We start from the raw sequence: 22,340 nt of genomic DNA on the forward strand, positions 1-22,340 counted from the left end.
TGATACAGCTTGAATTCGCAGTGACCTCTGTAATGTTCTTTCCCTTTCTCTGAGGGATGAGCAGTTAGCGCTTGTTAACTGCTCTTTTGTATTGAGCAAATAATAAAATTTTGTTCTTATTTCTTTTTCAAGCCACATACTTCATACCTACTCGTTACGCTCATAAGAGTTACCTCCTATCTGAAAGTGCACTGATGCATGGTGCTCTTTTTTAATTTCCTTATTTCTACAAAATGAAATTATTATTAAGTTGCACCCACATAACATGTTGAGTTTTGTGCATACTATAACTGTAACTTAAAGTTACATATCCAAACTTGTAGGGCCTAATTTCTTTTGTACAACAAGTAGTTAGCTAATTAGAGCTGGCTGCTTTGTTGTGCAAAAGAAGATTTTTATTTCTCAACAACCATTATTGGAATTAAAATCCCAATAATGGTAATATGAAAGTAACTTTCAGTCATAATTTTTAACATGTCAAATGTTATTCCCTTTTAAAAGGTCCTGTGTCAATCAGGGCCTTTTAAACTTGCTCCCTATTAAAATAGCTTTTTTATTTAAATTCACCTTTTTTTTGAATTTGAATTTACTAATACTTTTGTATTAAAATCCACTAGGATATTTATTTGAAATTTATTTTTGGAGGCTTTGTGAATAATCAAAACAACAATGAAACAAACAAAATCAATAGACTATTGGCAAATTCCCTATTGTTATCACCACTATTAATACCTATCTTGGTCTCTTCAGTTATTATTATTGGATTTTTCATAGTTGGGATCACCTTCTCTTTCGTATTACGCGTATTCAAACTATCTGAAGAAAAGCTAAAAGAATTAGGTTTCTTAGGGTTTACAATTTCAATTGTTAGTACCTTCCTGACAATGTATGTCGGATATTTTTGGCTAGTAAAACTTAATTTCACAGCAGTGCAATTAACACCACATGCCGTGTTAATCTTTGCGATTTTATCTACAATTCTTTTAGAGACATTATTTAAACTGATTGATAAATTTGATACAACTTATGCTAATGAAACACTTGAATAGATATTAAAAAGATTATCTCAGAGCACATATAAACATGTGCTCTTTTTTTCTTGTTATGAAATACAGATTTTTGTATAAAACCACACCTATCTAAGAAACATACATACAATATGATATGAACCCTTTTTTCAAAAAAAGATTTGGTTATAAAGCACCTTCCTCCCAAAGCGCTCTTTTTATTTGTAAATAAACATTTTGCTCAAATATACTCAAAACATATGTATTTACTAGGATAAGCATTATACTAGAGCAAGAATTATTTTATCCATGTTTATAAGGAGGGGTTTTTATTAAGACAACTTTAATTTCCCATTTCTACAATGAAGAGTATCTACTCCCATGGTGGCTAATGCACCATACAAAACTATTTGATCACGGTATTCTTATTAATCGAGGATCTACTGATCGCTCAGTAGAAATATGTAAATTATTTGCGCCTCATTGGGAAATCCGAGATTCAAAAGTATTAGAGTTTGATGCTATATTAGTTGATAAAGAGATAATGGAAATAGAAAAAGAAATTAAGGGGTGGAAAATGGTTTTAAATACCACTGAATTTCTTTGCTGTTTTGATAAGGAAGCCTTTTTCTCATCTCTTGTCACTTTAAGGAAAAACATGTATGCTATTAGGACTATTCTGATGGTAGATGACCCTACTCATGGTTATTCCAATCCGAGATACGGAATTCCCCTTGTCAAACAGCGTTATCATGGGAGAATACTCCACCCTACTCCACCTGCCCCTTACTACGGAGGTAGACTAATCCACAATTATTCGCATGGTAACTATATAGCCGGAAGGCATTGGTCAAATCATTCCTTTATCGTTTACATGTGCCCTGCTTTCGTTTTAAAATTCTTTTACAGTCCATGGAACATAGCTATGAAAAATCGAAAATTACAAATTGGTCCAACCCTTTCTAAACATAGCATACAGAAGGGATTAGGTACGCATCACCTAGTTACACTAGCTGAATTAGAAACAAAATATAAATTCTTTGCAAGTACAACTGTTGACCTTCGATTAATCTCAGAATATCAAGTTTTATTCCCAGATTTATGTTTCCCTAACCATTAATACATCTAAAAAGAACATTTTGGAACTCCCTATGCAACCCTTGCTTTTGAGTGAGAACCAACTCTTATTAAAATAGTGTTTTTGTTCAAATTAACGACCATAAAATTAGGCAAATTTACCAGTATTTTTACCGGGAAAATTCATGATATGGTTAATTAGTCGAGTACATCATTACTTGGCACTTACCCTTAGAAGCCCCGTCGACAATCGGGGGTTCTTTTATCAATATATATTTGTCAAAATAGTTTGTTGAGTGTTAAAATATCATAGATTCTCCTTAGGGAGTTTTCATGTAATTAAACAAGAGTTTACAAGTTCTCGAATCTTAGTCCCTTGGAGCGCCCTTCAAGGGGCTGAACTAATTAAAATAACGATTTTGTTCACTTTTTTGATACATTTATGAAACATTCATGTGTTATCTTCAGTACATTCTATTCTTTTTATAAAATCGTGTGAGATATACCAACACAAGACGCCTTAGGGCCCTAACTCTAGGGCTTCTTCATTTAAATAAAGAGTTTGTTTGAACCCATTCACCAATTTCATACTTTTACATACTTTAATACTACCTTTCTGTATTATATGAGTTCGTCACTTTCGTTATAATGAGGTATAAAGAGTGCTCTTGATTAGCGCTCTTTTTTATTTGTTGTTAAATGAGGATTTTGTTTAAATTTCTTTAACCTTATTAATTCATTTGCATACAGTATTATCACAAGAAATTCAATAAGTGCTCCGGTCTAGTTACCTTGAATTTCTTGCAAACCTTGTGGAAAGAATCCGTTTATAACAAACGGGTTCTTTTATCTATTCACCTTTTAACTGGACAAGCATATGTTATTGTATGGAGGCATCCACTCATAGAAATCTACCTTTCTTATCCAAGAGCACATATATTGTGCTCTTTTTTATGCCCAAATAACTATCTTATTATGTTTCCTAACTTACAGTAATGTCCTTAAAAAACATTCATATATATTTATCAGATGCACTTTTAAATCCCAGAGTATCAAATACTTTTAAGAGTTGACTGACCAATAATATTCGACTTATCTTTAAAAACTAATTAAAAATAACTTAGATACAAAAAAGGTACATTTTATATAGGATAAAAAATTAACTTACGTAAAGGAGCTTGATTATTTGTGAATTATCAAAATGATAACAACTCTAACATTCACAAACCTTGTTCTTGTCCATCTCCCACGGCTAACAGTTTAAATGTTGTTCAAACTACCCCAACAATAGTTTCTGTAAATTCTGCAATTCCACTAGATACCGTGGTAAATTCTAATGGAACGGCAATCTTATTCACACCACCAACAACTGTTTTACTTGAAGGTGGAAGAACCTATTTGGTAATCTATGAAGTGCAAGTTATTATTCAACCAGGAGGTAATTCGGCAGGTATCACTATGTATCTGAATAATAACCCAATCATTGGCTCAGGTACTTCTCTAGGATATACTGCAGGATTTACTTCTGTATCAGCACCCGCCATTTTCACTACACCTCCAGGTTTACCAAGTACACTTACTGTTAATGTAGGCCCATATTCTAGTCCATTAAATACATTAGGCTTAACTCTTGCTGTTGTAGCATTAACATAATAAAATGTAAAACTCTCTAAAATGATTTTATTTGTCCCTTAACTGTCTATTGTGCTAGCCTCTAAGAACCCCACATAACTACATAGAGAAAAAGAACATTATTTGGTTCGATAGTCATAGGTGACTCGGCTAGCACAATAGCTGAGTCACCTATTTATCTATAACAAAATAAAGCTTTTGTTTAATTTATTACTTGTTCTTTTTAATGCATTTTTCTATTACAATTCATTTTCATGTTATAATTACCAACAGTACATATTTTAATAGGCACAACAAATCTCATAAATATAGGAGGACCTTAATGATCCTAACTCAAGAAAAGAACATAAAATTAATTATGCATTTTCTTACATCATTATCTTTTTTTATTCTTATTTTCTTTAGTGTCACAATTTTTTATATACCTTTGGTTTTCTATTTTGTATGTAAATCACAAAACATTCGAAAAAATATCCTTGAAGCTGTTTTTTACCAACTATTCATTTGGATAATTACAGTAATTTGGAATCTTTTTATAATAAGAATCTTAATGCTATTTTGGTCTAATTTAGACTTGGCTTCAAATAACGCTTTGTTTATTTTCGGGGTAGCTCCTTTATATCTAATACTGTTTCTCTTGTTAATTTTTGGACCTATAAAAGGAATTTTATATGTGCTACAAGAAAAAGACTTTCATTATCCTATTATTTCTAAATGGATTAACAAATAAAAATATGTGTAGAAGAATTCAGAGTTTTACTGAATTCTTTTTTTATGGCTCTTTCAAAATCTTTTACATCTTCCTTCATTCCTTCTTTTTAATAAAATCCAATTTCATACCAATTAATTGACTAACATTGAATTTTTTGGGATTTCATGATAATATTTAACTATAATATCATTACCCTCATACAAGGAGTTATGAGCCTTTCCACTCATGGCTCTTTTTTATTACGATTTTCACTTCACATCTACAAGATTTTGACTAGCTTCTCAACTAAATCCGTCTGGGCATCTTGTTGCTAATTTAGGTATGTTCTTTTTGGAAATATACCCCAAGGTATATCCCGTTTCGTGAGACATGATTAAAATGTAGTACAAGATGTCCCCTCCTAGCTCTAAAGCGATTTTATGCGTATTTCCTACTTCTCCTGGACACTGAGCTCGATCAAATCTATGACCATGAAAAATAGCTTTTTTACAACATCAGCTACCTAACCAGCTCCAGCTTTTCCCGTAAGCCCTAATGCTGCATTTAAAACACGTCGACCAAAATCGTTATTTGTATTCCATGTACGTAATGCGGCTTCTTGATATTGATCTAATTCACTAATCTGATTGATATTCATTACAGCTGGTCCTCCTTTTGATTTATTGATTAATTTTGTTACTCCAAACACACCGTTTTCTATTGCTTTCATTTTGATGTCTCCTTCTTCTTTAACAAATCCCTAATCTATCGGACGATTTCCAATTAAATACTTATCAGCCTATTCTATTACGAGGAGCGCAACCTTCGTTTGATACGTCCTTAACGCTTATTCCATATTTAGCAAGCTCATACATTGACTCCACATTTCACGAAAACGAATTACATCTCTTTCATCTCAAATAAAGTTAGCTTCTTCTAAATCAATGTAAACCCTTACTGGAATTACTACACGACCTAGCTCGTCCACTTTTCTTGCAACACCTGTTTTTTCATACCTTACTCCCCTTTAGTATTTTTATATTTATTTAGAATCTCATCCAAACGTTTCTTATTATGAATGGGTTCTGCTTATCAAGATTAGGATTTAATTAATTGTAATAAATCGGGTGGGGGGTTATACAGAAATGCTTTCAGGGAAAAGGTTTATAAGGAAATAAAAAATGCAGCAGTGAAAAAAATTAAAACTCATAATTTAAGACATACACACGCAACTATACTATTGAAACAAGGAGTTAATCCTAAAATTATCAGTGAGAGATTAGGTTATACAGACATTTCATTAACTCTTAAGATTTATTCTCATGTTTTACCGAGCATGCAGGAAGAAGGCGTAAAAAATTTTGGTGAAAATATCTTTGGATAGCTAACGTTTGCAGAATGTTTGCATTTTATATCAAAAAGCCAAACAAATCTTGTATTAACAAGGTTTATTCACTTTAACATATGTTATCATGTATAATACATATGTTAAGTAAATTCAGAATAACGAGGCAAATATTATGGACTTTGTTTATATTAATCAAAACGTGTTAAATAATCTTCTATACATTTTATGTAGTATATTTGTTTTTTATTTCATATATGATAGCCGGCACTATTTAAAGAAATATAAAATACTACTGATTACCCTTTGTTCTAGTATTCCGCTTATTTTATGTATGCGATACCCTATCTATATGGATGAAAGTTGTATTCATGATTTAAGACAAATTCCGGTCATAATAGCTACGCTTTATGGTGGATTCCCTGTCGGTATCATATTATTTACAATTTTATTAATTACAAGATTTATATTTTATGGATTTAATATGCTAACAGTCGTTGTTTACGGAATAATGTTCATCGTTACAGCACTCGCATCTTCAAAATTTAATACATATATTAGAAAACTTAAAGTAGCTTTTTCCATGTTTTTAACCTTTTTCCTAGCAATATTTACAACTTTAATTGTATTAACTTTATCAGATTTTGAAGTGAATAATTTGTATATTATTTATTTCATGGTATTACCGACTACTTTAATGTTATTTATTGTTTATATAAATGAAGTTATAAAGGATGCTGTATTAATGCGCTCAAAATTAATTAAAATGGAAAAAATGGAGATTGTTAGCCAACTCGCTGCAAGTATATCGCACGAAGTAAGGAATCCCTTAACGGTTGTAAAAGGATTTACACAGCTTTTAAAAACACCAAATTTAACTCCTGAATCAAGAGACGAATATATTAAACATATACTTGAAGAGTTAAATCGTGCCCAAGAAATTATCGATGATTACTTAACGTTTGCCAAACCTGCTCCAGAAAAATTAGATCAAATTTCAGTAAAACAAGAGTTAAATCGAGTTATTAATATGATATTGCCATTGTGTAATATGAATACGATACATATTACACAGGATTTTTCTGAGGCAACCATTGTTGGTAATAAACAGCACTTTCAACAATGTTTTTTAAACTTAATAAAAAACAGTATTGAAGCAATGCCTAATGGTGGTACCTTAAATATTTCCTCATCTATCAATAATAGTAAAGTTGAAATACGAATTGAAGATAGCGGAGTTGGAATGTCACAGGAGCAAATACATCGATTCGGTGAACCGTATTTTAGTACAAAAACAAAAGGAACCGGTTTAGGTACAATGGTTGCTGTTAAGATTATTGAGACGATGCATGGAAGTTTAAAGATCCGGAGTATCGTTAGTAAAGGAACGACTTTAACGATTACGTTCCCGAAATATAGTGAGAATACGCATTTAAACAAATAAAAAAGGAGCATAGTTGCTCCTTTTTTATTTGTTTCGATACATAAGTATCTTCAATGTTTTTTTAGTTTACATTTGTGAAGACTAATTAAAAATTAGTATCCTCCGCCCCAGCAGCTGCATCCTACAATTATTAATAGAATGAATAACACAACTAGTAAAGCGAAACCTCCACCAAAACCACAAGAACCACCGTAACTCATATTTTCTCCTCCTTTTGGTTTGAAAACTAATAGGTAGTTGATCATTTTAAACTGGTTCGTATTATACATTATGTATATATCCCTTTTTTGAGCATGTCTACATAAAAATAAGTAAAAGCACTCGTTTAAAGAGTGCTTTAAAATGGATACCAAAAGTTTTGAAATACGTTTAATTTTAAATATACCGCAACAATAAATATGAAAATACCGGCAAATAAAGCGATGAAATCTTCACGTTTCGCCTTACTTGTATAAAACCATGTACGTTTATCCTTCTTTCCAAATCCTCTTAAATCCATTGCATTTGAAACCGTATCTATTCTTTCTAGAGAATGAATGATTAGTGGCCAGAAAATTAAAACACGGTTCTTCATACGAACCCATAAACTTGCTTCTCCTTTTTCAAAAGCCACTCCTCTCGCTTCTTGCGCGTGTTTAATAATTTTATACTCAGACTGGATGTCAGGAATATAACGTAGTGCAATATTTATTGCATATGTAATCTTATAATGAATACCAAGTTTACTTAAGCTACTTACAAATTCGCTTGGATCTGTCGTGTAAATAAAAAGAAGTGTAAATGGTAATAACGTAAAATACTTTAATGAAAGTGTAGCTGCATAAAATAATGTTTCATATGTAATCGTTGCATATCCAACATGTAAAAACGCGGTATATGATTCAGTTAATTCAGATCCATGAGTTGGTGTAATAAATAAAATCATGACAGAGTTTAATAAACTAAATGTAAATATGACACTAAAAACAATTAAAATTTTACGAAATGGAATTTTAGCAATGCTGAGTCCGATACACCCAATAATAAATAATATTAGCAACACCCGAAAATCAAAAAACAAAAAAGTAAGCGTCATACAAAAAATAAATAAAAACAATTTCACTACCCCATCCATACGATGAAAATATGTACTATGCACCTTCCTCCCTCCTATTACTGTCTAAATAAAGCTCCATAAATTTTTCTGGACATGCAATCCCACTAAATTTAATAAACTTGGTTAAAGAACTCTCTCTTAAGTTGGCTCTTTGTAACGTTTCTTGATTGCCTAATACATCAAACACTGTATTATCCGCAATAATTTTCCCTTCATGTAGAACTACTGCACGGTCTGTATATTCTAGCGCGAGATTCATATCGTGAGTGATAACAACAAATGAAATTCCCTTTTTAGCTAGGTTTTTAATAAACGACATAAATTGTTTATAATGATAATAATCTTGTCCTGCTGTCGGTTCATCTAATATGATAAGCTTAGGATTTGTTGTTAATACAGATGCGATTGTTAGTCTCTTTTTTTGCCCATAGCTTAGTGCTTGAATTGGCCAATTACGAAATGGATATAAGCCACAAATTTTTAAAATCCCTTCTACTTTATTCTTAATTTCTTCCTTAGAAAAATTATGTAATGTTAATGTAAATGAAACTTCTTCAAAAACAGTAGGCTGTGTAATCATATGATTTGGATTTTGCATCACGTAAGATATGATTTCCCCACGTTTACGAATAGACCAAGAACTAATATCTTCACCTTTTAACGCAATTTTCCCATTTTTCATTTTGTTTATACCTATAAGACTATGAGCTAATGTTGATTTCCCTGCTCCATTATGTCCTAACAGTGCCACAATTTCTCCTTCATATATTAAAAGGTTTACATTTTCTAATACTTTTTGTTTATTAGGGTATGAAAATGATAAATTCTCCACTTTAAGTAATTCCTTGTTTTTAGCATTCCTTTCTAATATGACTTGTTTCTCCATCCACTCTTTTATAACGTTGCTTACCTTTTCTTTTTGAAGGTTTTCCATTGGATATATTACGTCATTATTACGATCAAAATGTAATCTCTTTAATGCTTCGATGTAAATAGGCTCTCTTAAGCCAATACGTGGTAATATATTTGACGCTAAGATTTCTTTTGGTGTTCCCATCGCAATGACTTTACCTTCATCAATTAATATAACTTTGTCTAAATCCAGTTTTAAAATTTCTTCTATCCTATGTTCGATAATAACAATCGTTTTATTATACTGCTCATGTATATCTTTCATAAGTTCTATCGTATGTATGGCGCTTAGTGGATCTAAGTTCGCTAATGGTTCATCGAACAATAATATATCCGCATTTGTTGTTAATAAACCAGCAAGAGAAACTGTTTGCTTTTGACCTCCTGATAATTCATGTGGACTTTGTTTATGAAACGTATGCATCTTCACCTTTCTTAATGAGTCCGAAACAATCTTTTTCATGTTATCTTGCTTTACACATTCATTTTCTAAATAAAAAGCTACATCTTCTTCTACTGTCAGACCAATAAATTGAGCATCTTGATCTTGTAAAATTGTTCCTACCTGTTTACTTTGTTCAAAAATACTTCCTTCCCTTGGGTCTTTACCGGCAATTAAAACGTTACCTGTGCTATTCCCTTCGTAAGAAAATGGGATTAGCCCATTTATACAATGAGCTAATGTCGACTTTCCTGAACCACTTCGTCCAGCAATTAGCACTTTTTCCCCAGGGTATATATGAAAGGTAATATCACTTAAAGTAGGCTGCGCAGCATGCCCATATTGAAAGGTGAATTGTTCAAACGAAATAATTGGTTGCATGTTAACATCCCTACTTTTCAATTTTTAAATGTGTATGTTTCTTATTGGATTTCGCCAAACCAATTGTAAGTGGCAATCCAAGTACTAAGAAAACGATGACATCGGAAATTGTTGCTCCTAATACTTGTATAACAATTTTGTCAAATGGTTCTCCCATCACAATAATATCGAATGCCCCAGCAAATATAATAGCAATGACAATACCAACTAGCCCAGTAATTGCTAAATAAGAAATATCCCCCTTGTTAAACGACCCGTTTTTCACACTAAAACCAACTCTTTTTTGAATAAGCCCCATTGAAAAACCAATAATTCCTGAACTAATAACCCATCCCCACCAAATACCCCATCCAGCAATCGTATCTGTTACGGTATGACCGATAAGTCCGATTAACAGTCCTGCCACTGGACCAAATAATGCTCCAAAAACAGTTAATATAGCTAATGCTGGTTTAATAAATGTATTCGGTGCAATAGAAAATCCCCAAAGTCCTAATATCCCGTATAATGCTGCTCCAATACCGATTGCTACTACTAACTTTGTTGATAATTTATTCATGACAATTCCCCTCTCATATTAGTCAACTTTTATTACTCTATATTTAATTTAAAAATGAATTATGCATCGACACTCCCTTTCTATACAACAAAAAAATGACCTCTTACATAAGAGGTCACTTTCTTTCACTTTCAAGAATCCTCTTATCTTTCAAAAAACACATCGTGTCCTCTGCGGAATTAGCACCTTCCTATAAAATTGCATAGGGGTTGCTGAGGTTTCTTAGGGCCGTTCCCTCCACCTCTCTGGATAAGTATTAATTTGTAATTCGTATTATGGCACTAAAGAATGTAAATTTCAACACTTTTCTTACTATTTTTATTTTTTATTAAATAGCACATTTAAATCATTGTATTCTTATCGGAATTATGAAATAATGAATTCAAAATCGTTTCGGGAGGACTGCATTATGAAAGTTATTGGTTTGATTGGAGGATTAAGTTGGGAATCTACATCATTATACTATAAACATATTAATACACTTACACTCTCTCAATACGATCAAAATGCGAAGCTAATTTTATATAGTATGGACTTTGGTGAAGTAACTACTTTATTACAAAACCATCAATATGAAGAAGTGAAAAATGAACTAGTTACAGTTGCAAAGAAAGTTGAAAAATCTGGGGCTGAATGTTTATTAATGTGTTCAAATACTGTACATCTATTTGCCGAGGAGGTAGAACAAGCAATATCTATCCCGCTTCTTCACATTGGTGATGTAAGTGCTAAAGAAATGGTAGAACAGAATATAAAACGTATCGGACTATTAGGAACAAAACAAACGATGGAGCAAGATTTCTATAAATCACGATTAGCGAAATATAACATTGAGACAATTATCCCAAATGACGAGGAAAGAACTTTTATCCACCATGTCATATTAGATGAATTAAGTAGAGGGATCATTTCAGAAACATCTAAAAAAAGGTTATTACAAATTACAAAATCATTAATTCAAAACGGTGCTGAAGGTATATTATTAGGCTGCACTGAAATACCTTTACTCATCTCCCAAAATGATCTTACTGTTCCCGTTTTTGATACTGCTTTTTTACATGCAAATACTGCTGTACAATTTGCTGGATAAGAATACACAAGCATAAAGGTGAGAACCTCTATGCTTGTATACAGTTACGACTATTTATCCCGCTATTTGCAGGCAGTAAAGCCCCACCAATTAAAGTTTTACTTTATTTAAAAGAGATTCAATAACTGCAATCGCTTCTTTTGAACCACCACATTCTAAAAAGCTATCATTAAGTTTTCTTATACCATATTTATACTTTTCATTTGAAAGTACATCTGTTACGGCCTCTTTTAAAGTGTGTACATTAACATGTTCTTTCAATAGTCTATGTGCCGCTTCAAGCTCAGTTAATCTTTGCGCTATCATTGGCTGATCTTTATCATGCGGTATTATTACAAATGGGACATTATAATGAATGGCATCGTGTACACTATTCATACCACCATGTGTAATAAAAACATCTGCTTCATTTAATATTTCTGATTGAGGTACGTATGGAGCAATTATAAAATTATCTGGTGCTTCCTTAATTTTAGAAATATCATTTCTATCACCAATTGCCATTACAACTATCCCATCAAAATCTGAAAAAGTATCAATACAAGTATTAAAGAATGGTTCGAGTCCTTCAAGCAGTGTTCCCATTGAAATATAAATAACTTTCTTTTCTTTAAGTGATTCCAGTAGAAACTTTATATTTGTTTTACGCTTTGAAATACTCGGTCCAATAAAAATGTTATTTTCCCCGAACGATTCGCTATTAGGTTGGAAATAACGACTTGTGTATACGAGACAAACATCACCCTTATTATTCATAAATTGAAGATTATTCTTTGGTTTTACTCCAAATTTATGTTCCATCTGATTTAGTAATTTTTCAGAGATTTCCTCTGGTTGAAATGGCATATCTGCATTTGGATGAAAAGGTAATGTCTTCAAAAATTCTGGCGGAATTAAAAATATAGGTGAGGACACTACACCTGGAACTTGTAAATATTCCTTTACTAACTCTCCTGCGCCAAATATATCATAAATTACGAAATCAAAATTTATACTTTCATATAATTGTTTCGTAATTTCTAATATATATAAAGAAGTTTGAACATGCACATGAAAGAAAGCATTTAACCCAGATGAGGTTTCAGCATCAATAGAAATCTCTTTTAATAGATCCGGATGAGTATGTACAGTAGCTCCTAAATCTTCAATTCTATCCTTAAAGTTTGCCGTTGTAATATAATGTACGTTATCGCCTCGTTCAGTAAAGGCTTTTACTAAATTTAATGTAGGGTTTACATGCCCCTCTGCTGGAAAATTAACTACTAAAATATTTAGCACTTATTCCTCACTCCTTACATTTCACTGTTTTAATTAAGCATACTGTTATTTGTACAAGTAATCTTCCCCTAATAGTCCTAATATGCTTGCTACATTATATTGATAAATAATTTTCAGTCATCAACATAAAAAAAGCATCTACCTATGTAGATGCCTAACCGTGATAAGGAGTGTTCTGTGAGGTTAGAACAAGCGTTTCTGCTTGTCCTATGCTATCAATATATGATTTATTTTATAAAATGTGAATCGTTAATAGAATTATTTTATCCATTTTATATGATCAAATGGATAAAATACCATTTCTACTTTACCTATTATATTTGATTCATCAATAAGTCCAAGTGTATTCCTACTATCTTTACTATGATTACGATTATCACCTAACACAAATAATTTATGCGTAGGAACTTTTATTTCTCTAAAATTTGAAAAACGATTGGATACTTGTGACATATCTAAATGTATATACGACTCATCACGCTTTTTACCGTTAATAAATACCTCATCCTCTTTTAGTTGTATGTTATCCCCCGATAATCCAATAATTCGTTTCACATAGTAAGTAGGCGCGTCTTCTTTTTTTATAATGACAACATCTCCATGATGAAAAGACGATAAACAGACGTTTACCTTATTAACAAGTATATAATCTTTTTCATTCAAAGTAGGTTGCATCGAAATTCCTTCTACCATACAAAATAAAAAGGACTTATTAATAAAAATAACCCCTATTATAATGAATATGTAGCTACATATGTTCCTCCAATATTTTAGAATAAACAGCTTCATATATACCCCATTTCTAATCTATTCCCAGATAAAAACGCCTCTAGTTTACAGGAATGCTAGAGACGTTTCGTACATTTTAATTCTCTTTAGAGGCATCTGTTTTTGGCGCTTCACCAGTTAATCTCTTATTTTTCAAATCAAAATAAGCATCTAAAACTTCTTTTCCAATATCGGAGTTAATGCCCGATTTATCATTTTCAACCCATGGTACTACAACAGAAAATGCTACTTCTGGATCATCATATGGCGCATATCCAGCCAATGTTAAGTTATAACATTCTCTACGATCACCTTTCGCATTTCGCCCAATTTCATTTTCTCCACCATATACAGTTTGTGCGGTCCCTGTTTTACCAGCTGGTTTATATGGTGCTTTTTGGAATGCTCTTACTCCCGTTCCATCTCCCTCTTGAAATACTTTTCTAAATCCTTCTTTTACTTGATTAATATATTCTTGTTTCATATCGATTCTATTTAAAACAACGGGTTCTATTGATTGTACTACTTTACCAACCTCATCTTTTTGAACGGTTTGTTCTCTAATCTCTTGAACAATTTGTGGTTTCATTCGATACCCTCCATTTGCGATAGTCGAAATATATTGTGCAAGCTGAAGTGGTGTATACGTATCATATTGTCCAATAGAATAATCTAATAAGAAACCAGGCTGATTATCTTTTCTTCCAATTTGCCCTGCGGTTTCATTTGGTAAATCAATACCAGTTTGTACGCCTAGTCCAAATTGCCTGAAATAATACCTCATTTTATCAAAATATTCTTGTTTAATATCTAGTGAACTATTTTTCACATAACCCACGCCAGCAATTTTTAATGCTATATTAAACATATAAACGTTTGAAGAAACTTGTAACGCTCTTAGATCGTCTATATCACCAAAATTTTTCCAAGACTTCTTTTCCTTAGTTCCTTTAAATTTCATAGGTGCATCATAAAAATGTGTTCCAGGAGTTATTGCATTTGTTTCAAACCCTGTTAACACTGTCGCACCTTTAACCGTTGATCCAAGCTCATATGAACTTGTCAGCGTGCCTAAAGCATAATCTTCAACTTCCATTTTCCCGTCTTTTTCTACAAGCCTTTTCCCAGCCATCGATAATACTTGGCCATTTTTCGGATTCATCATTACTACGAAAGCACGGTCTAACATTGATTCTGATCCTTTATATTGTTTTAATATTTTTTCTATGCTCTCCTCTACTTTTTTTTGCAATTCCATATCTATTGTTAAAGTTAAATTTTTACCGCTTTTCCCTTCCGAAACCGTTTCCGTTCTAATAGTATTTCCTTGTTTATCAGCAATGCTTCTTACTTCTTTTTTTGTACCATGAAGTACATCTTCGTATTGCTGTTCGATATAACTTTTGCCGACCCTATCATTTCGGCTATAATCACGCACTAAATAATAATCTAATCGTTCACGTGGCAATCCTTCATCAGCATTTGAAACGTTACCAAGGACAGAACGGAATAATCCATCATTTACATAGATTCTCTCCCAATCAACTGATGCGTCTACTCCTGGAAGGTTCGCTAAATTTTCACTAATCACCGCATATTCCTGTTCACTAACGTCCTTTTTAATAATTTGAGGTGCCATTTGAAAACCTGAGGTCATTTTACTTTTAATAGCTAACACTTCTATATCTTTAGCCGTTAGTTCTTGAAGATTTTTATCTGTAACGCGTTTCCTTTTTAAATCTTCTATTTTTTTGTCTAGCTCTTTTCCGGTAATATCCTTATCTCGGAACTTATCTATTTCTGTTTTTGATACTAAGTCTTGAGCAAGTTCTGGATTTAATTGCATCCAAAAGTCTTTCTTATCAGTCTCAGTTAACTTATCTATATCTTCTTGTGGCATTTCAATAATATCTGCAAGTTGTCTTGCTGATTTTAATATTTCTTCTTGTTTTACACCTTTCACCTTTGTATATGTAATCGTACGTAAAGACTTATTATCAACTACTGGATTTCCTTCACGATCAAATATTTTCCCACGTGGTACAGAAAGGCCCACGGTTGCATTTTCTCTCTTCTCTACTTCATTTTTATATGTTTCTCCATCAAAAATTTGCACTTTCCCTAACTGAATAATAATGCCAGAAAATAATAAAAATACACAAAGGAATAAAATATTTAACCGGAGAGGTACTACTCTACCACTTTTCTTCTCTTGCTTTTTCACCTTGTCATAATCTCCTCCTTACAATATTTCAAATAATAATCACATTTCTATATTAAAAGTAATGTACAATTTCTATACATTGCTTTGTACAAATATTAATATAATGTTTAAAACTTAATAGAAATTAAAACAAAGGTAAAGAAAAGGTAAAGTTTACTAAATTAAATATAAAAAATACCCAATAACAAAAAGCTTAGTTTTCACTAATCGCTTTGTTATTGGGTATTAATTGATTTAAGAATTACTACTAGTGCGTATTGCTATACATTTGTCGTCACAATTAGAAAGAGATTGTTTACTTAGTACTTTCGGTAAGTAAATAGTTACTGTTGTCCCGACACCAACCTCGCTCATGATACTAATTGTTCCTCGATGACTTTCAATAATTTTATAACTTAACATTAATCCAATACCAGTCCCTTTTTCTTTCGTACTATAAAAAGGTTCACCTAATCTCTTAATTCTTTCTTCAGGTATTCCTATTCCTTCATCTATTACATGAATGATGACACCATCATCATTTATTTCTTTTATGTGAATTGAAATTTCCCCACCATTTGGCATAGCTTCGATTGAATTTTGCAAAATATTAATAAATACTTGTTTCAATTGATTTTCTGAGCATTCAATAATTATATCTTTGTCATCCATAAATAGTTCAACTTGAATATTTTTCATAATTGCTTTTGTATTCATTAACGATACGACATTTTTAAAAATTCGATAAATATTTTTCTTTTCTGTATTTATCTCATCTGTTTTAGCGATTGATAGAAATTCTTGCAGGATTGCTTCTATCCTTTCAATTTCAGAAAGCATAAGATCAAAATATCTTTCTTGATCTTCTTTATTAATTTGGAATAACTGTATAAAACCTTTAATTACAGTTAAAGGATTTCTTACTTCATGAGCCACGCCAGCTGCTAATTGACCAATTGCTGCAAGCGTATCTGATTTATTTAGCAATTCTTCTGTCTTTTTTCGCTCTGTAATGTCGCGTACAATAATCATAATTTTATCATGTAATAATGGTAAGCACCTAGCCTCAAAGAAATCAATACTTCCATTAAGTGTGAGTGGATATTCTACAATTACATTCGTTCCTTTTTCCTTCACTTGATTAATGGCTTCCTGAAACTGCTGTGCTACTGACGTTGGTAATACTTCATAAAACTTTTTTCCCATAAAAGTTTCTGCGGGTACGTAAAACTTTGTAGGAGATCCTGCCTTGTAATCTATAATTGTGCCATCATCTTCTGTTAAGAAACATAAATCTGGTAAAGCTTTAAAAATTAATTCCAGTTCAGATGTTTGTTGTTTTAACTGCTCTTCTATCGCTTTTAAATGTGTAATATCTACACCAACAGCCCAATAACTATATCCTGTTACAGGAAACTGTTCTGATATATTCGACCACATTATTGTTTTGATTTCACCATTTTTACATGTTAAGTGCATTTCCCAATCTCTGAAATTTTTTCCACAAGTTAAAAATTTCTTTTGTATTTGATGGCGATAATTATGATCAGGATACAATAATTGCAGTGCATTGGGATTTCCAATTATTTCTTCAGCGGTATAACCTGTTACAATTTCGCATTCTCGATTCCACAAAACAAAATCTCCATTATAATCAAGCGCATCGACCATAACAGGCATGTTTTGTAAAATCGTATGTAGTTCCTCTTCTTTCCGAGAAAGCAACGTTGTATTTTTACTTTGAAATACTTTTATTGCACCATCTAAAATTAAACTTGAGAGCATTTCAAAGTATTTTTGACAACTGAAAATTTCACTTTTTTTGGACCATACAACAAAAGATCCTAAATGTTGATTGTATAAGAAAATGGGGATTTCAATCTTTGGAAGTTTACTCTTTTTTATCTCATTCATTCCGAATGAAAAAACACACTCTTTTTCAGCATCAAGAAGTTGATGTGATATGTTAGTTAATTTATAAAATTGTTCTGCCATGGTTTCTATTGTACTCACATCAATAAGTTCCATTAGCCGCGAATTCATTCCTTTTTCACCTCAATATGTAAAATTAATACAAATCTAAAATTCATACTTCTCCATTATACGAAGAAAGCTAGTGTAGGTATATAGCTGTAGAATAATTATTCGAACAAATTTTATTTTTCAATTAAAACAAGAAAAGAATATATATACTGAATATACCTTTAATTAGTATATATTTCGTTGATTCCTCACTTATTATCTAGATAACTTGAATTCCTTCTTACATTCACTGAATTTTTACTCGAGAGTCATACACGTTACTAATAGCGATATAAACATGCAATAAGTATAAAGTTCATAAAATATTCACAATTTTTATGAAAAATATAAACATTTATTCCAATATATTCTATATAATAAAATGTAATAAGGCTTCTATGAATCTCATAGAATACCTTACCCCTAATAAAAAAGAAAAAAGTAATAAGGCTTCTATGAATCTCATAGAATACCTTACCCCTAATAAAAAAGAAAAAAGAATCCAAATGGATTCTTTTTTCTTTTTTATTTACATTACATATTTATATAAAGCATGTGCCACACCATGTTCTTCATTTGATAACGTTTCGTATTTACACATTGCTTTTATTTCTTCTACTGCATTCCCCATTGCAATTGATATGTTCGCTTTTTCCATCATAGAAACATCGTTTAGTCCATCACCTATCGCTACAGTATTTTCAACCGGAATATTAAGATGTTCTGCTAAAGTATATAATCCATTCCCTTTTTGAGCATCTCGATGATTAATCTCTAAATTGTGCCAATATGAAGATGTAATTGCTAAATCTGTATTATGAAGAAATGTTTCTTTTAGTTTTTTTAATTTCTCAATATCATAAGAAAATGGTAATAGTTTATGCACATGTATATCTGTTTCTACAATTGGTTTACAACTTTCCGCACTATGAAACGCTGTATGCTCAAGATATAATGCTGCGATTGTTTCTAACTCTTTCAAGTCGAAATTTTCTTTTGAATTCTTCACATACTCAATTTCATTACGTACACTCTCTACTCCATAATCCGGTACATACACACCTTTATCAGTATAAAGCTGATAATATAAACCATTCTCTTCAAGATATTCTACAATTTCAAGTGCCTGCATATTTTGAATTGGATATCTCTTCATCATTTTTTTATCTTTATATATAAGAGCCCCATTTTCCGCAATGATTGGACACTCTAAATTAACTTCTAACAATAATCGCTCAATGTCAACAATAGAACGTCCTGTACAAATTGCTACAACATGGCCAGCTTCTTGACATGTTCGAATTGCTTCTGCATTTTCTTTACTTATCATTTTATTCCCCGAAAGAAGAGTTCCATCTAAATCAATTGCGATTAATTTCATTATTTCTTCACCACTTTCTATAAATACACGAGTTCTAATTAATTATTAGGTATCGTTTTCATACAATCCTCGTGAGGTACTTCTTATTTATAATTTATGAAAAGCGTTTCAGGTCAAGAAATAATTAAAAATAAAATCCAAAGCTTTTCTTTTTAAAAAAGCTTTGGATTTTAAACTATGAATTATAACTAATGTATTTTGTCTCACACATGTACACATTTTTTTCTTCAGTTGGGATATATACTTTAAACTTTTCTAGCCGTTTTCCATAGACATGAATCGTAATAACGCTTTCATTTTTGCTGATTTCAAGAATATGACAATCCGCTGGTGGAATTACTTTATCTGTTTCTCCTTCTCCCAAATAAAGATTTCCTGTATGTGTTAAATAAACAAGTGAATTTCCAAGTTGTTTCGTTTGTATAAAGTTCTTCACCATAATCCTTCCTGAAAAAACGCCTTCTACTCCCCATGTGCCGTCATGGTCATGTAAAGGTGTAGATTGTCCATCTTTCCATACGAGAGCTAGTACTTCAAAACGTTTGAGCGGATCTTCATACAATAAATGTCGTGCATATTGAGTCAAATTGGCCTTCTGTTTATCTAACGGAAGCCATGTTTTCTTTTCTAAAAGTTCTTCTAGTAACTTTTCAATGCCACACACTATTTCTTCTTCAAATAAACCGTTTTCCATAAGATTTGTAACACCTTTAATAAACTTTTGAAATGATTTACTTCCATTACAAGTCAACATAAGAATCCTCCTCTACGTTTTATACAATTCCATATTAAGGTAATTGCCGAAAACTCACAATTGAGAAACAAAAAAACAAGATGCAAATGTATGCACCTTGTTAAGATTTTTATTTGGCTTTCAATCGAATAGGTAAGTATTTTAATGTTTGTTCATTTTCCAATATACATTTTTCTAAACAGAAAGATGGAGATAGCTCTATTTTTTCAAAAGCATTTATAAAGGTAGTTAATGCAATCTCAGCTTCTAAACGTGCAAGTGGTGCTCCTAAGCAAAAGTGAGGACCTTTCCCAAAGGTTAAATGCTTTTCATTTCCTGTTCGATGTACATTAAATTGAGAGGCTTGTGAAAATTTTTTCTCATCTAAATTCGCTGCACTAACCCACGCAACAATCATCTGATTCTTTTTCATGAAAGGACCAAATATATTTGTATCCTCTGTAATCCTCCGGGCCAATGTAACAGGAAAGCGATAGCGTAATACTTCCTCAATCGCTTTTAAAATTAAGTTAGGTTCTTTTCTTAACTCTTCATAAATTCCAGGTGAATCTACTAAAAAGCAATAAAAGCTATTAATAATTAAATTTGTAGTGGTTTCATTCCCAGCCGCTAGTAAACCTAATGAAAAGGTTACAATTTCTTCATCGGTTAATCTTTCGTCTTCATATTCAGCTCGAATTAAATCAGAAATGATATCATCGGTTAAATGATATCTCTTTTCCTGAACAATCGGTAGAAGGTATGCTTTGAATTCATGTAATGCTATCCCTTTCTCGGCATCCAGATCATTAAACTTTTCTTTACTATACGGCATAAATAAAATATCAGACCATTCTTTCATTTTTTTACGATCTGTTGTTGGGACTCCTAATAAATCGGAAATAACGGTAACAGGTAAAGGTGCAGCAAACTGTTCAACGATATTAACTTCACTACATTTTTCGATATGTTGTACAAGTTCATCTGCGATAGCCTGTATTCGAGGTTTCCACTGTTCTAAACTTCTTGGAGTAAATGCCTTAGAAACAATGGAACGTACATTGCGATGTTCTGGTGGATCTGTAGAGTTTATATTTATTCTAGTTTCTAAAGGAGGGATTGAGAATTGTCTGCGCTCCCTTCTACTTGAAAATAAGCGATAATCTGATAAAACACGATTTACATCATCATATAAAAAAACATTCCATACATCCTGCTCTTCATCATAATGAACTGGGTGATTATCCCTCATCAAACGATACCATTCATATGGATTCCATAATTCTTCTTTTGTTTTCAGCTTTGAAATTTCATGAACTAAAATAACATTTTCAGGTGAAGCCATAGTTCTTTCCTCCCTTTTCTTTTACAATAAAAGTGATAGGTCGGCAGTCCAAAGTTGTATAAACTATCATATGTTATTTTAACATATACCAAAGGGGATTTTTCATTAGAGAACTTGAGAAATATATAAGGGGGATTTTTATGTACGTTGACATTTTACTACTAGCAGAATTAACGACAGGACCAAAACATGGATATGAAATTAAAAAAAATGTTCAAAATCGTTTAGGTGAAAATTTCGAATTAAATCACAACATGCTTTATCCTGCCCTTCGGCGCTTTGAAAATATGGGTGCTATAACGAAAAAAATACATAAACAAGTCGGAAAACCAAACCGAAATATGTACGATATAACAGAAACAGGAGAAGAAATTTTTTCTGAAATGTTACGAGAGTTTCCCGAAAAACTTGCGACAAACAATACAGAATTTCTTGTTCGTATTGCGCTATTTGAAAAACTTGACTATGAGGATAGAAAAGAGATTTTGACTGTACGTCAAAACGTACTATATAATCAGCTTACTGCTATTCAGTCTCTAGATGTTACCTCATCTTTTATTACTGAAGTCATTGAATTTAGTAAATCACGAATTGAACATGAATTGAGTTGGATTACATCACTTATGAAAAAAATATGAAAAAATAACAAGAAAAGTTAAAAACAATGAATGAAAATGATATTTATTATCAATACTATAATTAATAAAAGGGCAACCACGATTTGGCTACCCTTCAAACATTTATACTTCTGGATCGAAAGTTTTGCAATCTGTTTCTTCCGTTGTAGATGCATGTTTACCTTTATGACTTACTACGTAAATTGCCTCTGCACTACATTTATTACCGTTCGCCCAAAATTTACAGTTATTTACTTCACATAAAACGTCTTGTGCCATAGTATCACACCTCCTTGTTCTATTATCATTAACAAAAT

General features: G+C 31.8%; 19 protein-coding genes, 3 pseudogenes and 1 riboswitch. Of the genes and pseudogenes, 8 read left to right on the forward strand and 14 right to left on the reverse strand.

All coding sequences use genetic code 11. The features are described from left to right. Positions 1 to 650: 650 nt before the first annotated feature. From DN401_RS01590 to DN401_RS01605, 4 genes are all read left to right on the forward strand, one after another. Entirely contained in the window at positions 651 to 1,049 is a 399-nt protein-coding gene (locus DN401_RS01590; RefSeq protein WP_149287453.1) for an epimerase, read from the forward strand. A 349-nt stretch (positions 1,050 to 1,398) separates the two neighbouring features. Further along, positions 1,399 to 2,127 carry a glycosyltransferase family 2 protein gene (locus DN401_RS01595; RefSeq protein WP_240691057.1) on the forward strand — a complete coding sequence of 243 codons (729 nt, stop codon included), beginning with the start codon at positions 1,399 to 1,401 and terminating at the stop codon, positions 2,125 to 2,127. Between the two features lie 1,145 nt (positions 2,128 to 3,272). Further along, complete coding sequence (locus DN401_RS01600; RefSeq protein ID WP_017673491.1) at positions 3,273 to 3,737, forward strand: hypothetical protein; 465 nt, start codon at positions 3,273 to 3,275, stop codon at positions 3,735 to 3,737. Between the two features lie 301 nt (positions 3,738 to 4,038). Beyond that, complete coding sequence (locus DN401_RS01605; protein ID WP_061457278.1) at positions 4,039 to 4,446, forward strand: magnetosome magnetite crystal formation protein family; 408 nt, start codon at positions 4,039 to 4,041, stop codon at positions 4,444 to 4,446. A 263-nt stretch (positions 4,447 to 4,709) separates the two neighbouring features. Here DN401_RS01605 and DN401_RS01610 read toward each other — a convergent pair. Beyond that, positions 4,710 to 5,137: pseudogene (locus DN401_RS01610) on the reverse strand (nucleoside triphosphate pyrophosphohydrolase family protein). A gap of 69 nt (positions 5,138 to 5,206) precedes the next feature. Continuing rightward, positions 5,207 to 5,395 (reverse strand): annotated as a pseudogene (locus DN401_RS30065) (hypothetical protein). 114 nt (positions 5,396 to 5,509) lie between these two features. Here DN401_RS30065 and DN401_RS01620 point away from each other — a divergent pair. Beyond that, positions 5,510 to 5,791, forward strand: a pseudogene (locus DN401_RS01620) (tyrosine-type recombinase/integrase); the annotation flags it as partial. Between the two features lie 136 nt (positions 5,792 to 5,927). Continuing rightward, a complete protein-coding gene (locus DN401_RS01625) occupies positions 5,928 to 7,196 on the forward strand; it encodes a sensor histidine kinase (RefSeq protein WP_127063982.1) in 1,269 nt (422 codons plus the stop codon). A gap of 92 nt (positions 7,197 to 7,288) precedes the next feature. On the opposite strand, the gene DN401_RS01630 is transcribed toward DN401_RS01625, so the two are convergent. The 4 genes from DN401_RS01630 to DN401_RS01645 form a co-directional block, all read right to left on the reverse strand. Next, positions 7,289 to 7,396 (reverse strand): YjcZ family sporulation protein, encoded by a 108-nt coding sequence (locus tag DN401_RS01630; protein WP_000120182.1) that lies wholly within the window; start codon positions 7,394 to 7,396, stop codon positions 7,289 to 7,291. Between the two features lie 137 nt (positions 7,397 to 7,533). Further along, a complete protein-coding gene (locus DN401_RS01635; RefSeq protein WP_000556372.1) occupies positions 7,534 to 8,334 on the reverse strand; it encodes an energy-coupling factor transporter transmembrane component T family protein in 801 nt (266 codons plus the stop codon). Next, positions 8,327 to 10,027, reverse strand: a complete 1,701-nt coding sequence (locus DN401_RS01640; protein ID WP_136363429.1) for an ABC transporter ATP-binding protein — start codon at positions 10,025 to 10,027, stop codon at positions 8,327 to 8,329. Before DN401_RS01640 ends, DN401_RS01635 begins: the two co-directional genes overlap by 8 nt. A gap of 10 nt (positions 10,028 to 10,037) precedes the next feature. Further along, positions 10,038 to 10,586: an ECF-type riboflavin transporter substrate-binding protein gene (locus DN401_RS01645; protein WP_001038210.1), complete on the reverse strand. Its 549-nt coding sequence runs from the start codon at positions 10,584 to 10,586 to the stop codon at positions 10,038 to 10,040. A gap of 140 nt (positions 10,587 to 10,726) precedes the next feature. Continuing rightward, positions 10,727 to 10,842: riboswitch (SAM riboswitch) on the reverse strand. 153 nt (positions 10,843 to 10,995) lie between these two features. Between DN401_RS01645 and DN401_RS01650 the strand changes: the two genes are divergently transcribed. Next, a complete protein-coding gene (locus DN401_RS01650; protein ID WP_000864372.1) occupies positions 10,996 to 11,676 on the forward strand; it encodes an aspartate/glutamate racemase family protein in 681 nt (226 codons plus the stop codon). Positions 11,677 to 11,766: 90 nt separating this feature from the next. Here the strand turns inward: DN401_RS01650 and DN401_RS01655 are convergent, their stop codons facing one another. From DN401_RS01655 to DN401_RS01685, 7 genes are all read right to left on the reverse strand, one after another. Next, positions 11,767 to 12,954 carry a macrolide family glycosyltransferase gene (locus DN401_RS01655; RefSeq protein WP_060852098.1) on the reverse strand — a complete coding sequence of 396 codons (1,188 nt, stop codon included), beginning with the start codon at positions 12,952 to 12,954 and terminating at the stop codon, positions 11,767 to 11,769. Between the two features lie 258 nt (positions 12,955 to 13,212). Then, on the reverse strand, positions 13,213 to 13,743 hold the full coding sequence (lepB, locus tag DN401_RS01660; RefSeq protein ID WP_033666239.1) for a signal peptidase I: 531 nt from the start codon (positions 13,741 to 13,743) through the stop codon (positions 13,213 to 13,215). 76 nt (positions 13,744 to 13,819) lie between these two features. After that, positions 13,820 to 15,946, reverse strand: coding sequence for a peptidoglycan D,D-transpeptidase FtsI family protein (locus tag DN401_RS01665; RefSeq protein WP_000743775.1), 2,127 nt, complete (start codon positions 15,944 to 15,946; stop codon positions 13,820 to 13,822). A 234-nt stretch (positions 15,947 to 16,180) separates the two neighbouring features. Further along, complete coding sequence (locus tag DN401_RS01670; RefSeq protein WP_127063981.1) at positions 16,181 to 17,968, reverse strand: PAS domain-containing sensor histidine kinase; 1,788 nt, start codon at positions 17,966 to 17,968, stop codon at positions 16,181 to 16,183. Between the two features lie 508 nt (positions 17,969 to 18,476). Continuing rightward, positions 18,477 to 19,328, reverse strand: a complete 852-nt coding sequence (locus tag DN401_RS01675; RefSeq protein WP_000766393.1) for a Cof-type HAD-IIB family hydrolase — start codon at positions 19,326 to 19,328, stop codon at positions 18,477 to 18,479. Positions 19,329 to 19,503: 175 nt separating this feature from the next. Further along, complete coding sequence (locus DN401_RS01680; protein WP_000954442.1) at positions 19,504 to 20,082, reverse strand: cysteine dioxygenase family protein; 579 nt, start codon at positions 20,080 to 20,082, stop codon at positions 19,504 to 19,506. Positions 20,083 to 20,191: 109 nt separating this feature from the next. Next, complete coding sequence (locus DN401_RS01685) at positions 20,192 to 21,406, reverse strand: cytochrome P450 (RefSeq protein ID WP_078421450.1); 1,215 nt, start codon at positions 21,404 to 21,406, stop codon at positions 20,192 to 20,194. 140 nt (positions 21,407 to 21,546) lie between these two features. On the opposite strand from DN401_RS01685, the gene DN401_RS01690 reads away from it, so the two are divergent. Next, a complete protein-coding gene (locus DN401_RS01690; RefSeq protein ID WP_000289127.1) occupies positions 21,547 to 22,044 on the forward strand; it encodes a PadR family transcriptional regulator in 498 nt (165 codons plus the stop codon). A gap of 102 nt (positions 22,045 to 22,146) precedes the next feature. Here DN401_RS01690 and DN401_RS01695 read toward each other — a convergent pair whose 3' ends face one another. Further along, positions 22,147 to 22,302 carry a DUF1540 domain-containing protein gene (locus DN401_RS01695; protein WP_000046095.1) on the reverse strand — a complete coding sequence of 52 codons (156 nt, stop codon included), beginning with the start codon at positions 22,300 to 22,302 and terminating at the stop codon, positions 22,147 to 22,149. Positions 22,303 to 22,340: the final 38 nt, after the last annotated feature.

Origin of the sequence: Bacillus sp. BF2-3 (assembly GCF_008368795.1) — a bacterium.
GTDB lineage: Bacteria > Bacillota > Bacilli > Bacillales > Bacillaceae_G > Bacillus_A > Bacillus_A cereus.